The organism is Streptomyces tsukubensis, from assembly GCF_003932715.1.
GTDB lineage: Bacteria > Actinomycetota > Actinomycetes > Streptomycetales > Streptomycetaceae > Streptomyces > Streptomyces tsukubensis.
Genome location: NZ_CP020700.1, coordinates 7382435 through 7398878 on the forward strand (window position 1 = coordinate 7382435; position 16444 = coordinate 7398878).

At 71.1% G+C, this 16444-nt stretch carries 12 protein-coding genes and 1 pseudogene; 10 read left to right on the plus strand and 3 right to left on the minus strand.

Going from position 1 to position 16444, the window contains the following annotated elements; all coding sequences use genetic code 11:
- From B7R87_RS33925 to B7R87_RS30715, 5 genes and pseudogenes are all read left to right on the plus strand, one after another.
- Positions 1-717: pseudogene (locus B7R87_RS33925) on the plus strand (FAD:protein FMN transferase); the annotation flags it as partial.
- A 276-nt stretch (positions 718-993) separates the two neighbouring features.
- Positions 994-1704 (plus strand): intradiol ring-cleavage dioxygenase, encoded by a 711-nt coding sequence (locus tag B7R87_RS33930; protein WP_233169112.1) that lies wholly within the window; start codon positions 994-996, stop codon positions 1702-1704.
- A gap of 54 nt (positions 1705-1758) precedes the next feature.
- Complete coding sequence (locus B7R87_RS30705) at positions 1759-2391, plus strand: TetR/AcrR family transcriptional regulator C-terminal domain-containing protein (protein WP_006345109.1); 633 nt, start codon at positions 1759-1761, stop codon at positions 2389-2391.
- Positions 2392-2536: 145 nt separating this feature from the next.
- Positions 2537-4720 carry an NACHT domain-containing protein gene (locus B7R87_RS30710; protein WP_233168970.1) on the plus strand — a complete coding sequence of 728 codons (2184 nt, stop codon included), beginning with the start codon at positions 2537-2539 and terminating at the stop codon, positions 4718-4720.
- A 96-nt stretch (positions 4721-4816) separates the two neighbouring features.
- Complete coding sequence (locus tag B7R87_RS30715) at positions 4817-6265, plus strand: WGR domain-containing protein (RefSeq protein ID WP_006345107.1); 1449 nt, start codon at positions 4817-4819, stop codon at positions 6263-6265.
- 143 nt (positions 6266-6408) lie between these two features.
- On the opposite strand, the gene B7R87_RS30720 is transcribed toward B7R87_RS30715, so the two are convergent.
- A complete protein-coding gene (locus tag B7R87_RS30720; protein WP_006345106.1) occupies positions 6409-6939 on the minus strand; it encodes an RICIN domain-containing protein in 531 nt (176 codons plus the stop codon).
- A 269-nt stretch (positions 6940-7208) separates the two neighbouring features.
- Here B7R87_RS30720 and B7R87_RS30725 point away from each other — a divergent pair, with 269 nt between their 5' ends.
- The 4 genes from B7R87_RS30725 (at position 7209) to B7R87_RS30740 (ending at position 9907) form a co-directional block, all read left to right on the plus strand.
- Positions 7209-7577 carry a metalloregulator ArsR/SmtB family transcription factor gene (locus B7R87_RS30725; RefSeq protein ID WP_040913004.1) on the plus strand — a complete coding sequence of 123 codons (369 nt, stop codon included), beginning with the start codon at positions 7209-7211 and terminating at the stop codon, positions 7575-7577.
- Positions 7574-8071, plus strand: a complete 498-nt coding sequence (locus B7R87_RS30730) for an SRPBCC family protein (protein ID WP_006345104.1) — start codon at positions 7574-7576, stop codon at positions 8069-8071. The genes B7R87_RS30725 and B7R87_RS30730 overlap by 4 nt, the downstream gene beginning before the upstream one ends.
- A gap of 1012 nt (positions 8072-9083) precedes the next feature.
- Positions 9084-9464 (plus strand): peptidase inhibitor family I36 protein, encoded by a 381-nt coding sequence (locus B7R87_RS30735; RefSeq protein ID WP_006345103.1) that lies wholly within the window; start codon positions 9084-9086, stop codon positions 9462-9464.
- A gap of 17 nt (positions 9465-9481) precedes the next feature.
- Positions 9482-9907, plus strand: coding sequence for a peptidase inhibitor family I36 protein (locus B7R87_RS30740; protein ID WP_040912997.1), 426 nt, complete (start codon positions 9482-9484; stop codon positions 9905-9907).
- 70 nt (positions 9908-9977) lie between these two features.
- Here B7R87_RS30740 and B7R87_RS30745 read toward each other — a convergent pair whose 3' ends face one another.
- Positions 9978-12122: an AAA family ATPase gene (locus B7R87_RS30745; protein WP_006345101.1), complete on the minus strand. Its 2145-nt coding sequence runs from the start codon at positions 12120-12122 to the stop codon at positions 9978-9980.
- 610 nt (positions 12123-12732) lie between these two features.
- On the minus strand, positions 12733-15510 hold the full coding sequence (locus B7R87_RS30750; protein ID WP_130584786.1) for a helix-turn-helix transcriptional regulator: 2778 nt from the start codon (positions 15508-15510) through the stop codon (positions 12733-12735).
- A 272-nt stretch (positions 15511-15782) separates the two neighbouring features.
- Here B7R87_RS30750 and B7R87_RS30755 point away from each other — a divergent pair, with 272 nt between their 5' ends.
- Entirely contained in the window at positions 15783-16442 is a 660-nt protein-coding gene (locus B7R87_RS30755) for an isochorismatase family protein (RefSeq protein WP_006345098.1), read from the plus strand.
- Positions 16443-16444 lie beyond the last annotated feature (2 nt).

A 16444-nucleotide genomic window follows, 5' to 3' on the forward strand; every position in this document is an offset into this window, starting at 1 on the left:
ATGCACCGGACGGAACACGTGATGGGCTTCCCCGTCTCACTGCGGATCGACGACAAGGACGTGCCCGAAGGGCTCGCCGACGCGGTGTTCGGGTGGCTGCAAGAGGCCGACAGGCGATTCAGCCCGTTCAAACCGGACAGCGAGGTGAGCCGGCTCGACCGGGGCGACATCGGGCCGGACGACATCAGCGCGGACCTGGCGGAGGTGCTGCTCCTGTCGGAGCGGTACCGGACCGAGACCGGGGGCGCCTTCGACATACGGCTGCCGGGGCGAGGGCTCGACCCCAGCGCGGTGGTGAAGGGATGGTCCGTCCAGCGGGCCGCGCTGCTGCTGAAGGAGGCGGGGGTACGGAGGTTCTGCCTGAACGCCGGGGGTGACGTGGTGGTCGGTGGAGGACCTTGGCGGGTGGGGGTGCGCCATCCCGAGATCTCGGATCAGGTGTGTGTGGTCCTGGAGCTCAGCGACGGAGCGGTGGCCACTTCCGCACGGTACGAGCGGGGGAACCACATCGTCGACGGGCGCACGGGACTGCCCGCGACGGATTTACTGAGCCTGACGGTCGTCGCCCCCACGCTGACCGAGGCGGACGCGACGGCGACCGCCGCGTTCGCACTCGGTGCCGAAGGGATCGCCTGGGCCTCCGGGCGGGACGGGTGCGAGGTCTTCGCCGTCGACGCGGAGCGCCGGGTGCGGCGAAGCAGCGGACTGCCCGTCGCAGCCCGGGACGAGGGAGCCGGAGGCGCCGAACCGGCGGACCCCTCGCTCCCGGCGCCCGCTCCCACCACCGTCCCGCCCACTCTCCACGAGAGGTCCACCGGCCGCCGGGACATGACGGACCGCAAACGGCGTATGAGCCGTCGTTCCCTCCTTGCCGCGGGTGGCGCGGGCGTCACCGCCATCGGGCTGAGCGGTGTCCACCTCGCCACCACCGACTCGGAGGCGGCGGCCACGGTGACCTCCTCCGCCTCCGGCTCCCCCTCCGCGCCGGACCTGATGCCGCTGGTGAAGGAGACCACCGAAGGCCCGTACTACCTCGACTACGACAAGCACCGCGTCGACATCACCGAGGGCAGGCCCGGCACACCGCTGGAGCTGCGCATCCAGGTGCTGAACGCGAAGAACGGCAAGCCGGTGCCCGAGGCGGCGGTCGACATCTGGCAGTGCGACGCACTCGGCATCTACTCCGGGTACGAGGAGACCTCGGAGGCCATGAACGAGGGCGAACTGGTCTTCGACGGCCCGATCCCGAAGCTGCCGCCGGACAGCAAAACCACCTACCTGCGCGGCTTCCAGATGACCGGCAGGGACGGCTGGGTACGCTTCCGTACCGTCTTCCCCGGCTGGTACACCGGGCGGACCGTGCACATCCACGCCAAGGTGCACACCAGGGGCGTCCTGCTGGACCGGGCGTACGCCCAGGGCGTCACCGTGCACACCGGACAGGTCTTCTTCCCCGAGGACCTCACCGCGGCGGTCAGCAGGGTACGGCCGTACACGCGGAACGACCTGCCCCGCACCACCAACGCCACGGACCCCTTCTACTCCGGTGACACGGCCGCCGACGGTCTGCTCACGGTGGAGTGGGACCGTACCGACGCGACCAGGCCGATCCGCGCGTCCATCAGGACCGCCGTCGACCTGGACGCGATCAACCCGGGACGGAGGGGCAACCCGCCGCCCGGCCCGGTCCGCCCGGGCCCCTGACAACCGGGGTCCTCCGCCTCGAAGGTGCACTGAACGGCGTGCAACCATAGGTCGATGACCAACAAGCGAGCGGCCGGGCCGTCGGCCCGTACCCGGCTGACCCCGGCCGCCGTGGTGGACACGGCCCTCGGCCTCCTGGCCGAAGAAGGGCTGGAGGCCGTGACCACGCGCGCCGTCGCGGACCGGCTCGGCGTCCGGATGAACACCGTCCTGTGGCATATCAAGACCAAGAGACGGCTGATCGAACTGATGGCGGATGCCATCGCCGGGACGATCGCCTACGACGGCCTGCCCGCGGGGGCCGGGGAGCGGGCCGCCGAACTGATGCGCCGCTACCGGCGGTCGCTGCTCGCCCACCGCGACGGGGCCGCCCTGGTCACCGGAACCTACGCGGCCGAGCCGCACACCCTGCGCTTCGCGGACACCGTCCTCGCCGTCCTCGGAGAGCACGAGGACACGGCGGAGGGGCCGCCCCGTACCCTCTACGCCCTGGTCTACTTCACCCTCGGTCTCACCCAGGAGGAACAGGCCATGGGCGACAGGGACGTGGCCCGCTTCAGCGCTGCTGTGGAGAGCGGCCCCTACCCCGCCCTGCGGGCGTCCAGGGCCGCTCTTGCCGACGACAGCTTCTCCGCCCGTTTCGAGGACGGCATCCGCCGCATCCTGGGCCCCGACCGCACCCCCTGAGCGGCGGCCCGCCGGGCCGCCCGATCGTCCCCTCGGCCTTCGTCGCCGGGCGGGACGTCGAAGGCCGGAGCAGGCCCGTGGACTTCACCGCGCTCTTCTCCGAAAGCCGCTTGGGATCCGTGCGCGCGGTGATAACTCTTGAGTCATGGATCGTCACTGGGGACGGAAGGTCGGCCGGCTGTGGCTCCTGCTCTGCGGTGGATGCGTAGCCGCCCTGGCCGTGTGGTTGATGGGGCGCAAGCCCGGGGGTGACGCCCTGAACAACACGAGTCTGCTGATCGCGCTGCCGGGACTCTTCGCAGCGCTGTGGTCGGCCTATCTCGCCCTCAGAACCCTGCGGGTCCAGGCCCCGGACACGACTGCACTCGCCGCGCAGCTCGCCGGACACATCACCCTTGCCGAAACCAGGGAACGCGCCCGCCTCCTCGGAGACGTCGGCACTCCTATCGACGTCCGGTTCACGCTGCGGCCCGCGCCCGCGCACAACGCCGCCGGCGCCGACCCCCACGGAAGCCTGAGCGGGGTGATCGACTACTACCGCCGGCTGAGGCCCGGACGGCTGGTGATCACGGGGGCGGCCGGCTCGGGCAAAACGGTCCTGGCCATCGAACTGCTTCTCGCCCTTGTCGAGAACCGCGGGTCGCGGGACCCGGTACCGGTACGGATGTCACTCGCCTCCTGGACCCGGATGCCCACCGCCACCCCCACCGACAGCATCGGCGACGCCGTAAGGACATGGATGCGGCAGCATCTGATGGACTCCTTCCAGCTCTCCCGCGTCGCGGCCACCGCCTTGGTGGAAGACGGGCTGATCCTGCCCGTTCTGGACGGCCTCGACGAGATGGACGCAGAAGGCGGGAACGCTCCACGGGCCCGCCGGGCGATGCGGGAACTGGACGCCTACCGATACGGACGCCCCCGGGCCGGCATGATCCTCACGTCCCGCAGTGCCGCATACGACGCGTTGGGCACCCATGCACGCGACACCGCCCGAGTGGAGATCACCCCCGTCAGCGCAGCGCGGGCCCGCACCTTCATCAATTCCCACACCGAGGATCCGGCCCGGTGGCAGGAGGTACTCCGGGAACTCGACACCGCGCCCGCCGGGCCGCTCGCCCGAGGACTGTCGACACCATGGCGCCTGACGATGGCCGTCACCCTCTACGAACAGCGCGACCTCGCCACCGGAATCCACCCCCACACACCCGCCGACCTGCTCGGCCCGGCCCGCGCCGGCGCGGAAGCGGTCCGTGACCACCTCGTGGATCTGTTCCTCCACCACGCAGCCACCGGCCGCGTTCCCCCTCCGGGGCGTATGACTCCGTCTCAAGTACAGGCGCCACTGCAATGCCTCGCCCGGCATCTCGAAGACAACATGGGCGGCACCAGGGTGGTCCGAGGCCGGGCACTGTCCGGAATCGACCTCATCCCGCACGAACTGTGGCCACTCGTGGGCAACCGACGCGTCCGTGCGGCCCAGGTCCTGCTCTACCTCGCGATCGCCGTCTCGGTGATCGCCATCGGCATGCAGTTCCTGAGCAGCGATATTGATTCCTACCCGGGACTCCGGGACATCTCCGATCGCGAACTCTTCGTTCACCTGCTGACGATCGTCGCTCCGATCCTGCTCTTCGGCATCGTCCAGACATGGGTCCGGGTCTGGCCGGGAGCCCACCGCCTGGCCTCCCCCACCCTGCGCAGCCCCCGGCACTGGGGCCGTGCCGCGATCGGTGTCCTCGGCGGCTCCGCCGCCGGCTTCTCCATCGCGGTGGCCGTCGGCTCCATCATCCTGTTGGTCATCAACGCGTCGGACGGGGACTTCGAGCTGCACTGGGACTGGTACTGGGTCTGGGAGCGCAACGTCGTGCCGATGTTCCTCTCCGTGGGGGTGCTCTTCGGACTACCGGCCGGATTCATGTTCGGGCTCGTGGGCGGGGTGTTCCGCAGGGAGGTCTCGGAGGTCGGGGACCCGCGGCGTCTCATCCGCGACGACCTTCTGGTCGCCCTCGCCATCATCGTGCTGATGTGCCTGCCTCTTGCTCCCTTCCTCACGCTACTCGTCATCTCCGGCTATTTCGGATACCTGCTCTTCGTGCCACTCGCCGTGGCTCTGGCAACCATCACCGCAGCGGTGACGAGCGCCCCGGCCGGCATGCGCTACGTCGTCTTCCTGCTGCTCGCCCGCTTCGGGCGCCATCGGCTGCCCTGGCGTCTGGGGCGATTCCTCCACTGGGCGACCCAGGTCGGCATCATGCGCACCGCCGGAATCGCATACCAGTTCCGCCACCGGGAACTCCAGGACCGGCTCGCCCACCAGCCCACCCGCTGAGCCGCACCACGGCTCTGTCAGTGGCGGCTCCTACTGTGTGGCCAGTGGGAACGAGCGGCCGCAGAACGCCCGTTCCATCCTGGGGAGGGGTGTGTCATGGCGGGCTCGACGACGTATCTGGAGTTGTCGCAGGAGGGGGCGGGCGCCCACAAGTTCTACGAGGTGACGGTCGAGGGGACGGTGGTCTCCGTGCGCTACGGCCGGATCGGGGCCGCCGGGCAGACGCAGGTGTCTTCCTTCCCCACGGTGGAGAAGGCACGGGCGGCAGCGGCGAAGAAGGTCGGTGAGAAGGTGCGCAAGGGGTACGCGACTGCTGTGCAGGGGGCGCGGGCGGCGCGTTCGGTGACGCGGCGGCAGGTGGACTCGGCGCCGTCGACGGCCCGGTCCACGGCTCCGGTGCTGTGGCGTTTCCGTACCGGTTCCGCCGCGTTCGGTATCCATATCTCCGAGGACCGCTGCTGGGTGGGCAACCAGGCGGGTGATGTGTACACCCTCAGTCATGGGGGTGAGGTGCTCGCCCGGTACTCCCTTCCGGACGGGGTGAAGTGCCTGGTCGCCGATGACTTCTGGATCTATGCGGGCTGTGACGACGGCACGGTGTACGACCTGTCGTCGAAGGTGCCGTACGGCGCTTATACGATCGCCCCGGACGTGGACATCTTCTGGCTGGACATCCACGAGGGCGTGCTCGACGTCTCCGATGCCAAGGGCGGGCTGACGGTCATCGACCACGAGGACGAGCACCAGTGGTCCCGTCGGTCGGCCGGGGCGCACGGCTGGATGGTCCGGGCCGACGACCGGGCGGTGTACCACGGTCATCACCAGGGGGTCACGGCGTACGCACCGGACGGCACCGGCCAGTTGTGGCACACGGCGACATCCGGGCAGGTCCTCTTCGGCTGGCAGGAGGCGGACGCGGTGTACGCGGGCACCTCCCGCAACGTGGTCCAGCGCCTGTCGAAGGCGACGGGTGCCCTCATGGCCACCTACCGCTGTGACGCCTCGGTGTATTCGTGCGCCACCGCGCCCGGCGGCACCTACGTCTTCGCAGGCGACTCGGCGTCGTCGGTCTACTGCTTCGACGCCGACGGCAACCGGTTGTGGAAGCTGGGCACCGGAAGCGGGTCGGCGCTCTCCATGCAGTATGCGGACGAGCGGCTCTACATGGTGACCACGGACGGCTCGCTGATCTGCGTGGACGCCACGGACGGGGCGATCGCGGCGGCCCAGGAGGGAACCGTTCCGGTCGCCCGCGACATCAAGTCCGCGGCCGCGCTGCCCACCTACCTGCCCGCGGCGTCGGCGACGGCTCTGGCGACGGTCACCGCGGCGCCCTCGGACGGGGTGGTGGTGGAGTGCGTCCAGGAAGGGGCCCGGTTGCGAGTGCATGTCGTCTCGGGCGCTCCGAACGGCTACGACACCAGTTGGAACGTGCAGTTCCCCCGGGGTATGCGGGAGGTCGGTGCGCGGTACGTGGTGGATGCTCTGCATCCCTCGGCCGGTGGTTTCTACCGGGTGCGCGGGGAGATACGCCGACTGGTGTGATCGGCAGGCCCGGTCCCGGGCAGTTGCGGGCCGGCTCGCAGTGGGCTCCCTTGCCGGGGCCCGCAGAAAAGGGGGCCCCGGCAGACGAGCCGGCCGACCACGCCGTCGGACGCTCCTGCGCCCGTTGGCCCAAACGAAACTGCCTAGATCTCGCGGAGCTTGAAGTTCTGGTTGGAGTCGCCGCTGCAGCCGTACTGGATGATGCCCGCACCCGCAGCTTCGTCGGCGTTCTCGACGTCGAAGCACCTGAGGTCAATGGTGTGGATCGTGGACAGCCCGGTGCCGGCCGGGAAGGTGAGGAAGGTCTGGGTGAACCTGGGGAGCGCTCCGCACGGATACTGGATGATCTTTGTGTTGTTGCCCCGCCTCGCCGCCTCCAGGTCGAGACAGAGGTTCGCGGCGGTGCGGAGCTCGACTCCGCCTGCGACGGTGTTCACCCAGAATCGCTGGGTGCGGGACGTGCTGTCGCAGTCGGCCTGGACGACGGGGGAGCCACTGTCCTGGTTGCGCACGTCGAAGCATTTGGCGGCGAAGGTCTCGATGGTGACCTGGGTTCCCGGCGGATAGGCCGGAGGGGCGGCTTCCGGCGCGGCCAGGGCCGCTTGACCGGTGATGACTCCCAGAGCGGCGGCTAAGACGGCCAGAGCGGTGAGCGCCTTGTGACGTGTACGCATGGCAACACCTCGGTTCTTCATGTTCTTCGGGACAGCGTGTGGTGCCGGGCCTGTCCCACTGGCACGAGGAGGCTTGCCGGTTGAGGCCGGGGGAAACGGACGGGGCCGCTCAGTCAGCCTTTCGGGTAAGGGCGTCGTGGGTGCTGACGCGGCGCCGGACGGAGGCTGCGCGGTTCGGAACGAGCCGGGGCTGTTGTTCCGCCGAGGGCGGGCCGGGTGGCACGAGTCGACCACTACGATATTCGTAACCTATGGGTTACGCTTTCTCCGTGGACGAGGTGACCAGTGCGATAGCGGACCCGGTGCGCCGGGACATCCTCATGATGCTGCGCGGGACCGCACTCACCGCGGGTGAGATCGCGCGTCACTTTCCCATCAGCCGACCGGCGATCAGTCGACATCTGCGAGTACTGCGCGAGAGCGGCCTGGTGCACGACGAGCTCACCGGCACCCGGCGGCTCTACCGGCTCGACCCGGCAGCCCTGGCCGAGCTCGCAGAGTGGATCGCCGTCCTGCGCGCTCCCGTCGGCTGGGGCCACCGGCTGGACGCCCTGGAGACCGAGGTCCGCCGTACCCGCCGTGAGCGGGCTCAACCCGGCGCGGCCCGGCATCGAGACCGCACGGAGGACACCGCATGAACCCCACACCCACTGGTCGGCTCACTCCCACCGCCGACGGTCATGACCTGGTACTCACGCGTACCTTCCGGGCTCCGATCGACGATGTCTGGGCCGGTGTCACCGAGCCCGAGCGCACGGCGCGATGGTTCGGGCCCTGGGAAGGCGACGCCGCGGTCGGCCGTACCGTGAAGGTGCGCCTGGCCTTCGAGGAGAGCGCACCCTGGTGCGACGTACACATCGACGCGTGCGAGCCGCCGCGGCGGCTGGCCGTCTCCCTGTCCGACGAGGCGGGGGACTGGCACATCGAACTCCGTCTGACCGCCTCGGGCGGCACGACGGAGCTGCAGTTGATCCACCACCTCAAGGCCCCGACGGGCATCGGTGAGATCGGGCCCGGCTGGGAGTACTACCTCGACCTGCTCCGTGCCTCACTCGACGGGACAGCCAGGCCGGACTTCGACGACTACTACCCCGCCCAGAGCGACTACTTCGCATCCCTTGCCGTCCGGTGACCAGAGTCGGAGATTCGTCGACGGTAGCGGGCAGTGGGCGGCCGGTTCGAGGAAATCTGAAGGAGCCTGGGGGAGCCTGGGGGAGCCTGGGGGAGAGCTGCCTGGACATGCGACTCGTTGTAGGCTGGGAAACCGCCCTTGACCTGCACGAACGCAGGCAGGGAGCGGGAGCCTAGTCCGGGAGATCTCGATGCTGCGTACCATGTTCAAGTCCAACACCTGATATTTAGTCATCTGTGCAGGTCAGAGCCATGATGACCGGGCCCAGGTCAGCAAACACTCAGCATGAGACCGGACCCCGTTCCGCCGATGCTGACCCCCGGGCAAGACAGCGGGGCGCCGGCCGGCAGTTGCCCGATGGCCATCATCCCGACGCCCCGACGTTTGCGGATGGAGTCGTTCTGGTGCCGACCGCCGGTACTCCGGCGGTCGGCACCAGGCCACGAAGCGAAAGCGCAGCCCGACGCTTTACGGCGAGCGGCCCGTCGCCCGGGCTCGGAGGGCGCAGGCGCAAGAGCTGGTCGAGCGTTTGGTTGCCGAGGCGCGTTTCCGCTTTGTTGCCCCTGATGACGACGAGGTCGCGAGACAGTGGCGTGTCGTCAACTACGCGAAACGGCACGGCCCGAAACCGCCGGGCAAGCGCATCGAGAAGGTGAGCTTCGGCGCTCGTGGGTTGGAGATGTTCTTTGTCGAAGGCCCACACCTCAATTCGCGGAGCCAGCGGCCGAAGGCGGATATTGCGGCCGTGCCCGTCCCTGCGCGGCTCCTGACAGACCTTCTTCACTGGCGGACAGCGCACCGCGACGGGCGCCCCGTTCGCCGCGAGATACAAGGGGTGGCTGCACTCCTCAACCCCGCGCCCCGGACCCCGGATCCCGGACCTGCGGGAGTGGGCGGCAGTGAGCATGAGTGAGCAGAAGGTGGGCATGGCGGATGAGCAGCCGCCGCGCCGAGGATTTCCCCATGAGACCCGGGGCGCAGAGAACCCCGGGCCGGGGGAAAGGGAATCACCATGCGTGGCCATCGCCTCGTGCAGCGTCTGTCCGCGACGGGAGCGGCCGTCCTGGCCACCGTCGCCATCGGGGCCCTGTCCGCCCCGCCGGCGGCGGCTGCCCCGACCGACTGTCAGCCCGGCTGGTTCTGCCTGTGGGACGACTCCAGCTACCGGGGGCGTTTCCTGGGCACCCCCGCGCAGAACGTCTCCAACATCGGCAGCCACATGAACGACCTCACGACGTCCTACTGGAACCGCACCAACCAGTGGATCACGGTGTATTACGACTCCGGCTACCGGGGCTGCCTGTTCGCCATCCCGCCCGGCGGCTCCGACGCGGCCGTGGACCCGCATCTCAACGACCGTGTGACCTCCTTCGCCGTCGGCCAGTGGTGCTGAAAGGATCTGTGACCACCATGAAGTTCACGAAGAGCACGAAGCCCGGGAAGCCCGGGACGGGGAAGGCGCGGCTGCGCCCCCTGGCCGCCGCACTGCTCACACTGAGCGCGACCGCCGCGCTGACGGCCACGGGCGCCGGTACGGCCGCCGCCGATGTGAACCAGTGCCCGCCCGGGGAGTTCTGTCTCTGGGAGCACTCCTCCTTCACCGGGCGATTCGCCTACTCCAGCGAGCCCCAGGCCAATGTCGGCGACCACATGAACGACCGGCTGACGTCCTACTGGAACCGGACGAACAACTGGATCTCGCTCTACGACGACAGCAACTTCTCCGGCTGTCTGATCTCCATCTCCCCGGGCAGCAGGATCTCCGCGATACCGTCCTGGGCCAACGACCTGACCACCAGCTTCCGCCCGGGGAACTTCTGCCGGTGGACCGGCTGACGGCTGACAGCCGACGGCTGTGGCTGCGGCTGACGAGCGGGCCTCGCGGTCCTACGGCTGTGGGGCCCGGTCAGACGTCATCCCCGGGCGTACGCTCCCGTTCCCAGAGGTGGTCGGTGATCCGCTCCACCGCCTCCTTGAGATGGCGCCGGTAGGTGCTGAACGGGACCCCGAGCCGCCCGGCCGCCGCCTGCTGGGAGACGGGCCGCCCGCCGTAGGTGGCGGTGAACGCGCGATGGCGGCGCTCACCGCCCCGCTCGGCGGGCAGTATCCCGGCCGCGTCGAGCAGGACACGGCCGAGGTCCCCGCCCGCTGCCCTGACACACCGGGTCCGGAGCAGCGGGCTGCACTCCAGCTCCCTCGGCGACCACAGGGAGCGGAGCGCGTCCCGTACCGCCGAGGCGAACTCCTCGCGCGACATTGCGGCGGCGGCCGGCACGGGTGCCACGGCCGCCTCGCCGCAGGTCACGCCCTCCGCCGAGGCCAGCATCGCATCGGTGTTCGCCGCCAGGTACTCCTCCGGTCCGGTCCGGTAGTCGTGGCCGTACAGGCGGTACGCGTACGGGCCGACACGGACCGCCTCCTCGTCCTTGAGCATGTGGTAGTGGCTCATATGGCCGTCCCAGTAGCCGTCGTCTCGGTAGACGGCGAAGTGGTGGGTGAGACCGCCGGGGTCCCGCCACACCTCGCCCATCGCCCGCCAGTGCATCAGGGTCATCGGCGCGGACGGACGGTGGTAGCGGTCCGGATGGACCATGAACCGGGTCACGGCCATTCGCTGCCCGCCCCGCACCGGGCGGAGCCCGCGGGCGCGCCGCCAGGCGGCCGCGACCACCGGGTCGAAGGCCGATGTGGCCTCTTCCTCGTCGGGGCCGAGCCACAGGGTGGCGGTGAAGGAGACGATCCGCCCGGTCCGCGTGGCACGGTGCACCCGGAACGCCGAGGGGCGCAGTTCCAGCCAACGGCGGGCGATCCGCGCCGACTCGGCGCCCTCGGCCCGTTCGGCCAGCTCCACCACCGCCGTCTCGTCCCCGGGGGCGTAAGGGGCCTCCTGGACGATGCCCGGCGCCTGCCACTCGTGGACCTCCGGCATATGGCCGTCCGTCCGGTACAGATACATGAGCGCCGCGACTGACGGCATCAGCCGCTGCTCGGGGCCCCGGCGGAGCCGGTCCAGCAGATGGCCGTGCATCCGGCGGTGCAGGGCGGCGAAGCCCTCCGGGTCGCGCCAGCGCAGATCCGCCTCCAGCGTCTCGCGCACCACATCGTGCGGGAAGATCCCGGTGGCCGCCGTCTCCACGTAGGGCAGGCCCCGCAGCCAGGCGAACAGCCCGGGGCCGTCCCGCTCGCCGAGCATCGCCCGGAGCAGCTCCTCGGAGGTCACGTACGCGTGAGCACACACCTCCAGGGCGCGGCGGTGCAGGGGGGACGGCGGGTTGTCCGCGAGCCGGGTCAGCAGGGTCGAGATCACGTCCTGGCCGGGCGCCCAGCGATGGCCCGCCCCGCTCCCACTCCCGCCGCCCCGGCCCGTCACGCCCTCCGGACCCTCCAGGTCGTCCCGTACGTGCCCGTCTTCCTGTAGGCGGGTGTCGTCCCGGACGAGGCTGGCCGCGAGCGAGAGGGCGAGCGGGTGGCCGCCCGTGAACGTGAGCACGGACTCCCGCATCCCCGCCGGTACTCCGCGGTCGGCGAGGAACGTCCTGGCGTCGTCCTGCGAGAGCGCCCTCACCTGTACGACCGCGAGATGGTCGGACCAGCCGGCGTCCGTGGTCCAGCGCGAGTCGGGCCGGTTGCGCCCGGCGAGCACGGCGACCGCGTCCAGGGGAAGTTCGGGCAGGAAGCGCTCCCAGAGCCAGCCCTCCAGTCCCTGGCAGATCTCGAAGGTGTCGACGAGCAGCACCGCGCCGGGCCGGTCCAGCGCATCGGCGACCGCCCGTTGGAAGCCCTCGGGCGTGGGGTCGGTCGTCCGGGCGTCCACCTCGACGACCGGCCGGCCCGCCGACGCCGCCTCGCGCGCGAAACGGCGCAACAGTGTCGACTTGCCGATCCCGCCCGGACCGTGCAGGAAGAGCACCGGCTCGATCCCCGGGTCCCCGGCGAGCATCGCGTGGAACCGGGCGGTCTCCTGCTCCCGCCCCACGAAGGCCCGGTCCCGCGAGGCCATGAGCCTGCCGCGCAGGCTGCCGCCGGGCTCCCGCCCATCCGCCTGGGTCAATGCCCCTCCCCTTCCGTCGACTTCGGCCTCTGGCCGCCCGATCGCGACCGTCCGGGGCGTGTCCTTCGCCCCCGGACGCCGGGGACCGGGCGGCGCGGTACGAGGATACGGAAACGGCCCGGCCGACTGCCCGGTGCGCCGCCCGGTTCGGCGCCTCGAAACGAAGCCTGAACGCGACGCTGTGCGTCGGATCGCAGTGCACCGATGGCCTCGCCATGTTTTCGCGCGGCAGCCAGACGCAGATGGCCGGCAGCGGTGACTCGGGCGGCCCGGTGTACCTCATCAACCACAGCAACGGCCTGCTCCACATGCTGGGCATCTACGTCGGCGGCAGCCCGTACCAGTACTACCTGGAGAAGTACTCCAGTATCCGATCCCTCTTCTCCGGCAGCGTCCACCTCGGCTGGGACGTTCCTCGGGGGACACCTCGCGGCCCATGGGTGGATGGCCGCGAGGTGCGGGGCTGCCTGGTGGATGGTTGCCGTCGTGTCATCGCGGATGGGGCGGCGCTGACCACCGCTGCCACGCTCGGGCGGAGGGAGAGAGGGGCGGGCCGGACTGACGGTGAACACCCCGTCTGGGACGGTCATCCGACTGGGATGCACCCGTGTCAGGACGGCCGGTCCAGGAGCCCGCGCCGTGTCAGTGCCGCCTGCAGTTCCCTGCGCGAGGTGATGCCGAGTTTGCCGAAGACCTTCCGTAGGTGCCACTCGACGGTGCGGGCGCTGATGAACAGCGTGGTGCCGATCTCTTGGTTGGTCCGGCCGTCGCGGGCGAGCCGGGCGATGAGTGTCTCTCTGGGTGTGAGGTCGCTGAGCGTTTCGGTGGTGCGTTTGCGCACGGTCTCACCGGTGGCCAGGAGTTCGCGGCGGGCGCGTTCCGCGTAGCCGTCCATACCCACGGCGGTCAGTGTGTCGTAGGCGTGGCGCAGTGGGATCCGGGCGTCGGCCCGGCGGCCCTCGCGGCGCAGCCACTCGCCGTGGAGCAGGTGCGCGCGGCCGAGTTCGGGCCGGTACCGGGTGCGGGCGAGGTGGTCGATCGCCTTTCGGTAGAGGTGTTCGGCCTTCTCGCCCTCGCTCAGCAGTGCGCGGCAGCGGGACTCGATCCCGGCCCCGAGGTCGGTGCCGCCGGACAGCGCCGACGCGGCCAGCCGCGCCATCGGGCCGGCCGCGAGGTCCGGGTTCCCGCTGCGCACGGCGGCCTCGACCAGCTCGGGCAGCGCCCATCGCGCGGCGAACAGATCGCGCGAGCCGTCGTCGGCGTGGGTGGCCGCCGCCAGCGCGTCGTCGTAGCGGCCGAGGCCGTTGTACAGCACCGCCGCCGCCCAGTTCGCATAGGTCACAGAGGGCTCCCGGCCGGTGCGGGGCTCCCCGGAGAGCATGGCCTCGATCCGTTCGGCCGCGTCCTCCGCATCGCCCCGCAGCGCGGCGAGCAGCAGGGGGCCGAAGGTGTCGGCGGGTGCCCCGGTCGCCTCGCGGACCGCGTCGGACTCGGCGATCAGCGCGGTGGCGGCGGTGAACTCCCCGGACCAGGCCGTCACGGTGGTCAGTGCGACCAGGACGACCGGCAGCAGGTCGAACGCACCGATCGTACGCAGGGCGGCGGCCTCGCGTTCGAGCAGCGAGCTCCAGGCGTCGTGGTCCCACAGGGCGACGGCTGCCGCGTGCGTGAGCCACCCCCAGCGCGGGGCGTCGGCTGCGGTGAGGTCCGCCGCGGCCATGGCGTCGACCGCGCCGCGCAGTACGGGTGCCGCGGTCGCCGGGTCCGACGTGATCAGCAGGGAGAGCGCGTCGAGCAGTGAGTCGGCCTGGTCCGGCCGCCGAGACCGGGGCAGTTCCCGGGCGGCCTGGGAGACCTCCAGCAGGGATCCGCCGATGGCCCGGCCTCCGGCGAACATCGCCGCCAGCCAGGCGGTGAGGTAGGTCTCCCGGGCCAGGCCCACATCGAGCGGTTCCAGCCGCCTGGCGGCCTGGAGCAGCAGCCGGGCCGCATCGCCGGCGCGGCCCGAGGCGAACGCGACATGTCCGCGCAGCGTGCCGGCCCGGGCCCGCTGTTCCTCCCGCAGCGGCTCGGCCTCCGCGAGGGCCAGCAGCTCCAGGGCGGTGCTGTACGACCCCGCCTTGAGGTGGGCCTGCGCGGCTGCCAGGAGGCGATCGGGGCGGCGGGCCGGTTCGGCCGTGAGCTGGATGGCCTTCTCAAGCATGGCCGCGGCCGCGGCCGGTCCGCCGCGGGCCTGGGCGCGGCCGGCGGAGTACTCCAGTTCGGCGGCGACCGCCTCGTCCGGGCCCGGTGCGGCGTGGGCCCGGTGCCAGGCCCGCCGGTCGGGGTCCGCCTCCGGGTTGGTCGCACCGGCCAGCGCCCGGTGCACCGCCTGCCGCTCCACCACCGACGCGGACCGGTAGACGGCCGAGCGCAGGAGGGGGTGCCGGAACGACACCCGGGCCGAGAACCGCGCGAGCCCGGCCTCGGTCGCCGGAGTCGCCGCCTGCGGCGGGAGACCGAGCTGCCCGGCGGCCCGGCGGACGAGCGCGCTGTCGCCCGTCGGGTCGGCGGCGGCCAGGAGCAGGAGCCGCCGGGTTTGCTCCGGTACGCGGTCGAGCTGCCGCAGGAAGCTCTTCTCGACCCGGCTCGGCAGTGTCACCGCTCCCGGCAGCCCGAACCCGCCCGCCAGCAGCTCCCGGGGCAGCGCCTGCGGAAACTCTCGTATCGCCAGCGGGTTTCCGCCGGACTCCGCCACGATCTGTTCCCGGATCCGAGTGTCCAGCGGGCCGGTCAGCACCGAGTCCAGCAGGGTCCGGGCGCCCTGCGGGGAGAGGCCGGAGAGGTGCATCTCCGGCAGGCCCACCAGTTCCTCCGTCGTCAGGCGGGAGCCGAAGACCAGCCCGACCGGGTCCGCGGCCAGCCGCCGGGCCACGAACCCCAGCGCCTGCGCCGATGCCCGGTCCAGCCAGTGGTGGTCGTCGACCACACACACCAGGGGCTCGTCACCCGCGACCTCCGACAGCAGACCGAGCACGGCCAGCGCGACCAGGAACCGGTCCGGCGACGGGCCCTCACTCAGCCCGAACGCGACCCGCAGCGCCGCCCGCTGCGGTGCCGGCAGCGCCTCCAGCCGGTCCAGGAACGGGGCGCAGAGCTGGTGCAGCCCGGCGAAAACCAGCTCCATCTCCGACTGCACACCCGTCACGCGCAGGACCCGGCCGACCGGCACCCGTTCGGTGAGCCGGTCCAGCAGGGCGGTCTTACCCACGCCGGGCCCGCCCCGTACCACCAGGACCCGGCTCTCGCCGCGGCGGACGGCCTCGACGAGGCGGAGCAGCCGACCGAGTTCGATGTCGCGGTCGATCAGCTCCGTCTCATGGTCCGGGTGCCATGGGTCCGCGGTCATCGCCCGCCCCCGGGGCGGCGCTGCCGCGCAGCCGGTGGCGTCCGGGGGCCCGTGCGGCAGCGGTGTCGAGTCAGCATGTGCCGACGATTCTACGACGCGCGGCCCACCGCTCCGGGGAGCAGCGCGCAGGCAGTCAAACGACTGAGCTGCGGCCCGCGTTCGGATCGGCGGTCGGCTGACGGATGTGGCCGAAGGGCCCGTTCCCGAGACTCGTTTCACAACGGACCCGCCACGGCCCCCACGGCCGCGGCCCCACCGAAGGGAACACACTCGTGTCCGAGAACCAGAACGAACTCACCATCGAGAACTGCGCGGTCGTCCTCATCGACCACCAGCCGGCGGTCGCGCTGATGACCACACCGCGCTCGCAGACCGAGCTGATCAGCAATGTGACCGCGCTCGCGAAGGCCGCGAAGATCCTCGATGTGCCCACCGTCCTCACCACGGTCGGAGCGACCGGCGGCCCGCTGGTCGACCCGATCTTCAAGGAGCTCAGCGAGGTCTTCCCGGACGTCGAGCCGATCGACCGGGTGTCCACGAACTCCTGGTCGGACCCCAGGCTGCGCGCGGCGGTCGAGGCCACCGGGCGCCGGAAGCTGGTGATGGCTGGCCTGTCCACCGATGTCTGTCTCGCGCAGGCCGTCCTGGGCGCACTGAAGTCCGGGTACGAGGTGTACTTCGTGACCGACTGCTCGGCGGGGGTCAGCCCGGAGGCGCACGAGGACGCCAAGACACGGCTCTCGATGGCCGGCGCCAGGCCGGTCAACTGGGCCGCGGTGGTCTCCGAGTGGACCCCGGACTACACCTCCCCGGAGCGGGTCGCGGTCACCGACGTCCTGGCACGACACGGCGGAACGGCCGCCCATTACACCGACTTCTTCGTCGCGCAGGTCTCCGCCGGTGTCGTGAAGACGCCCGACTTCCTGAAGTGACC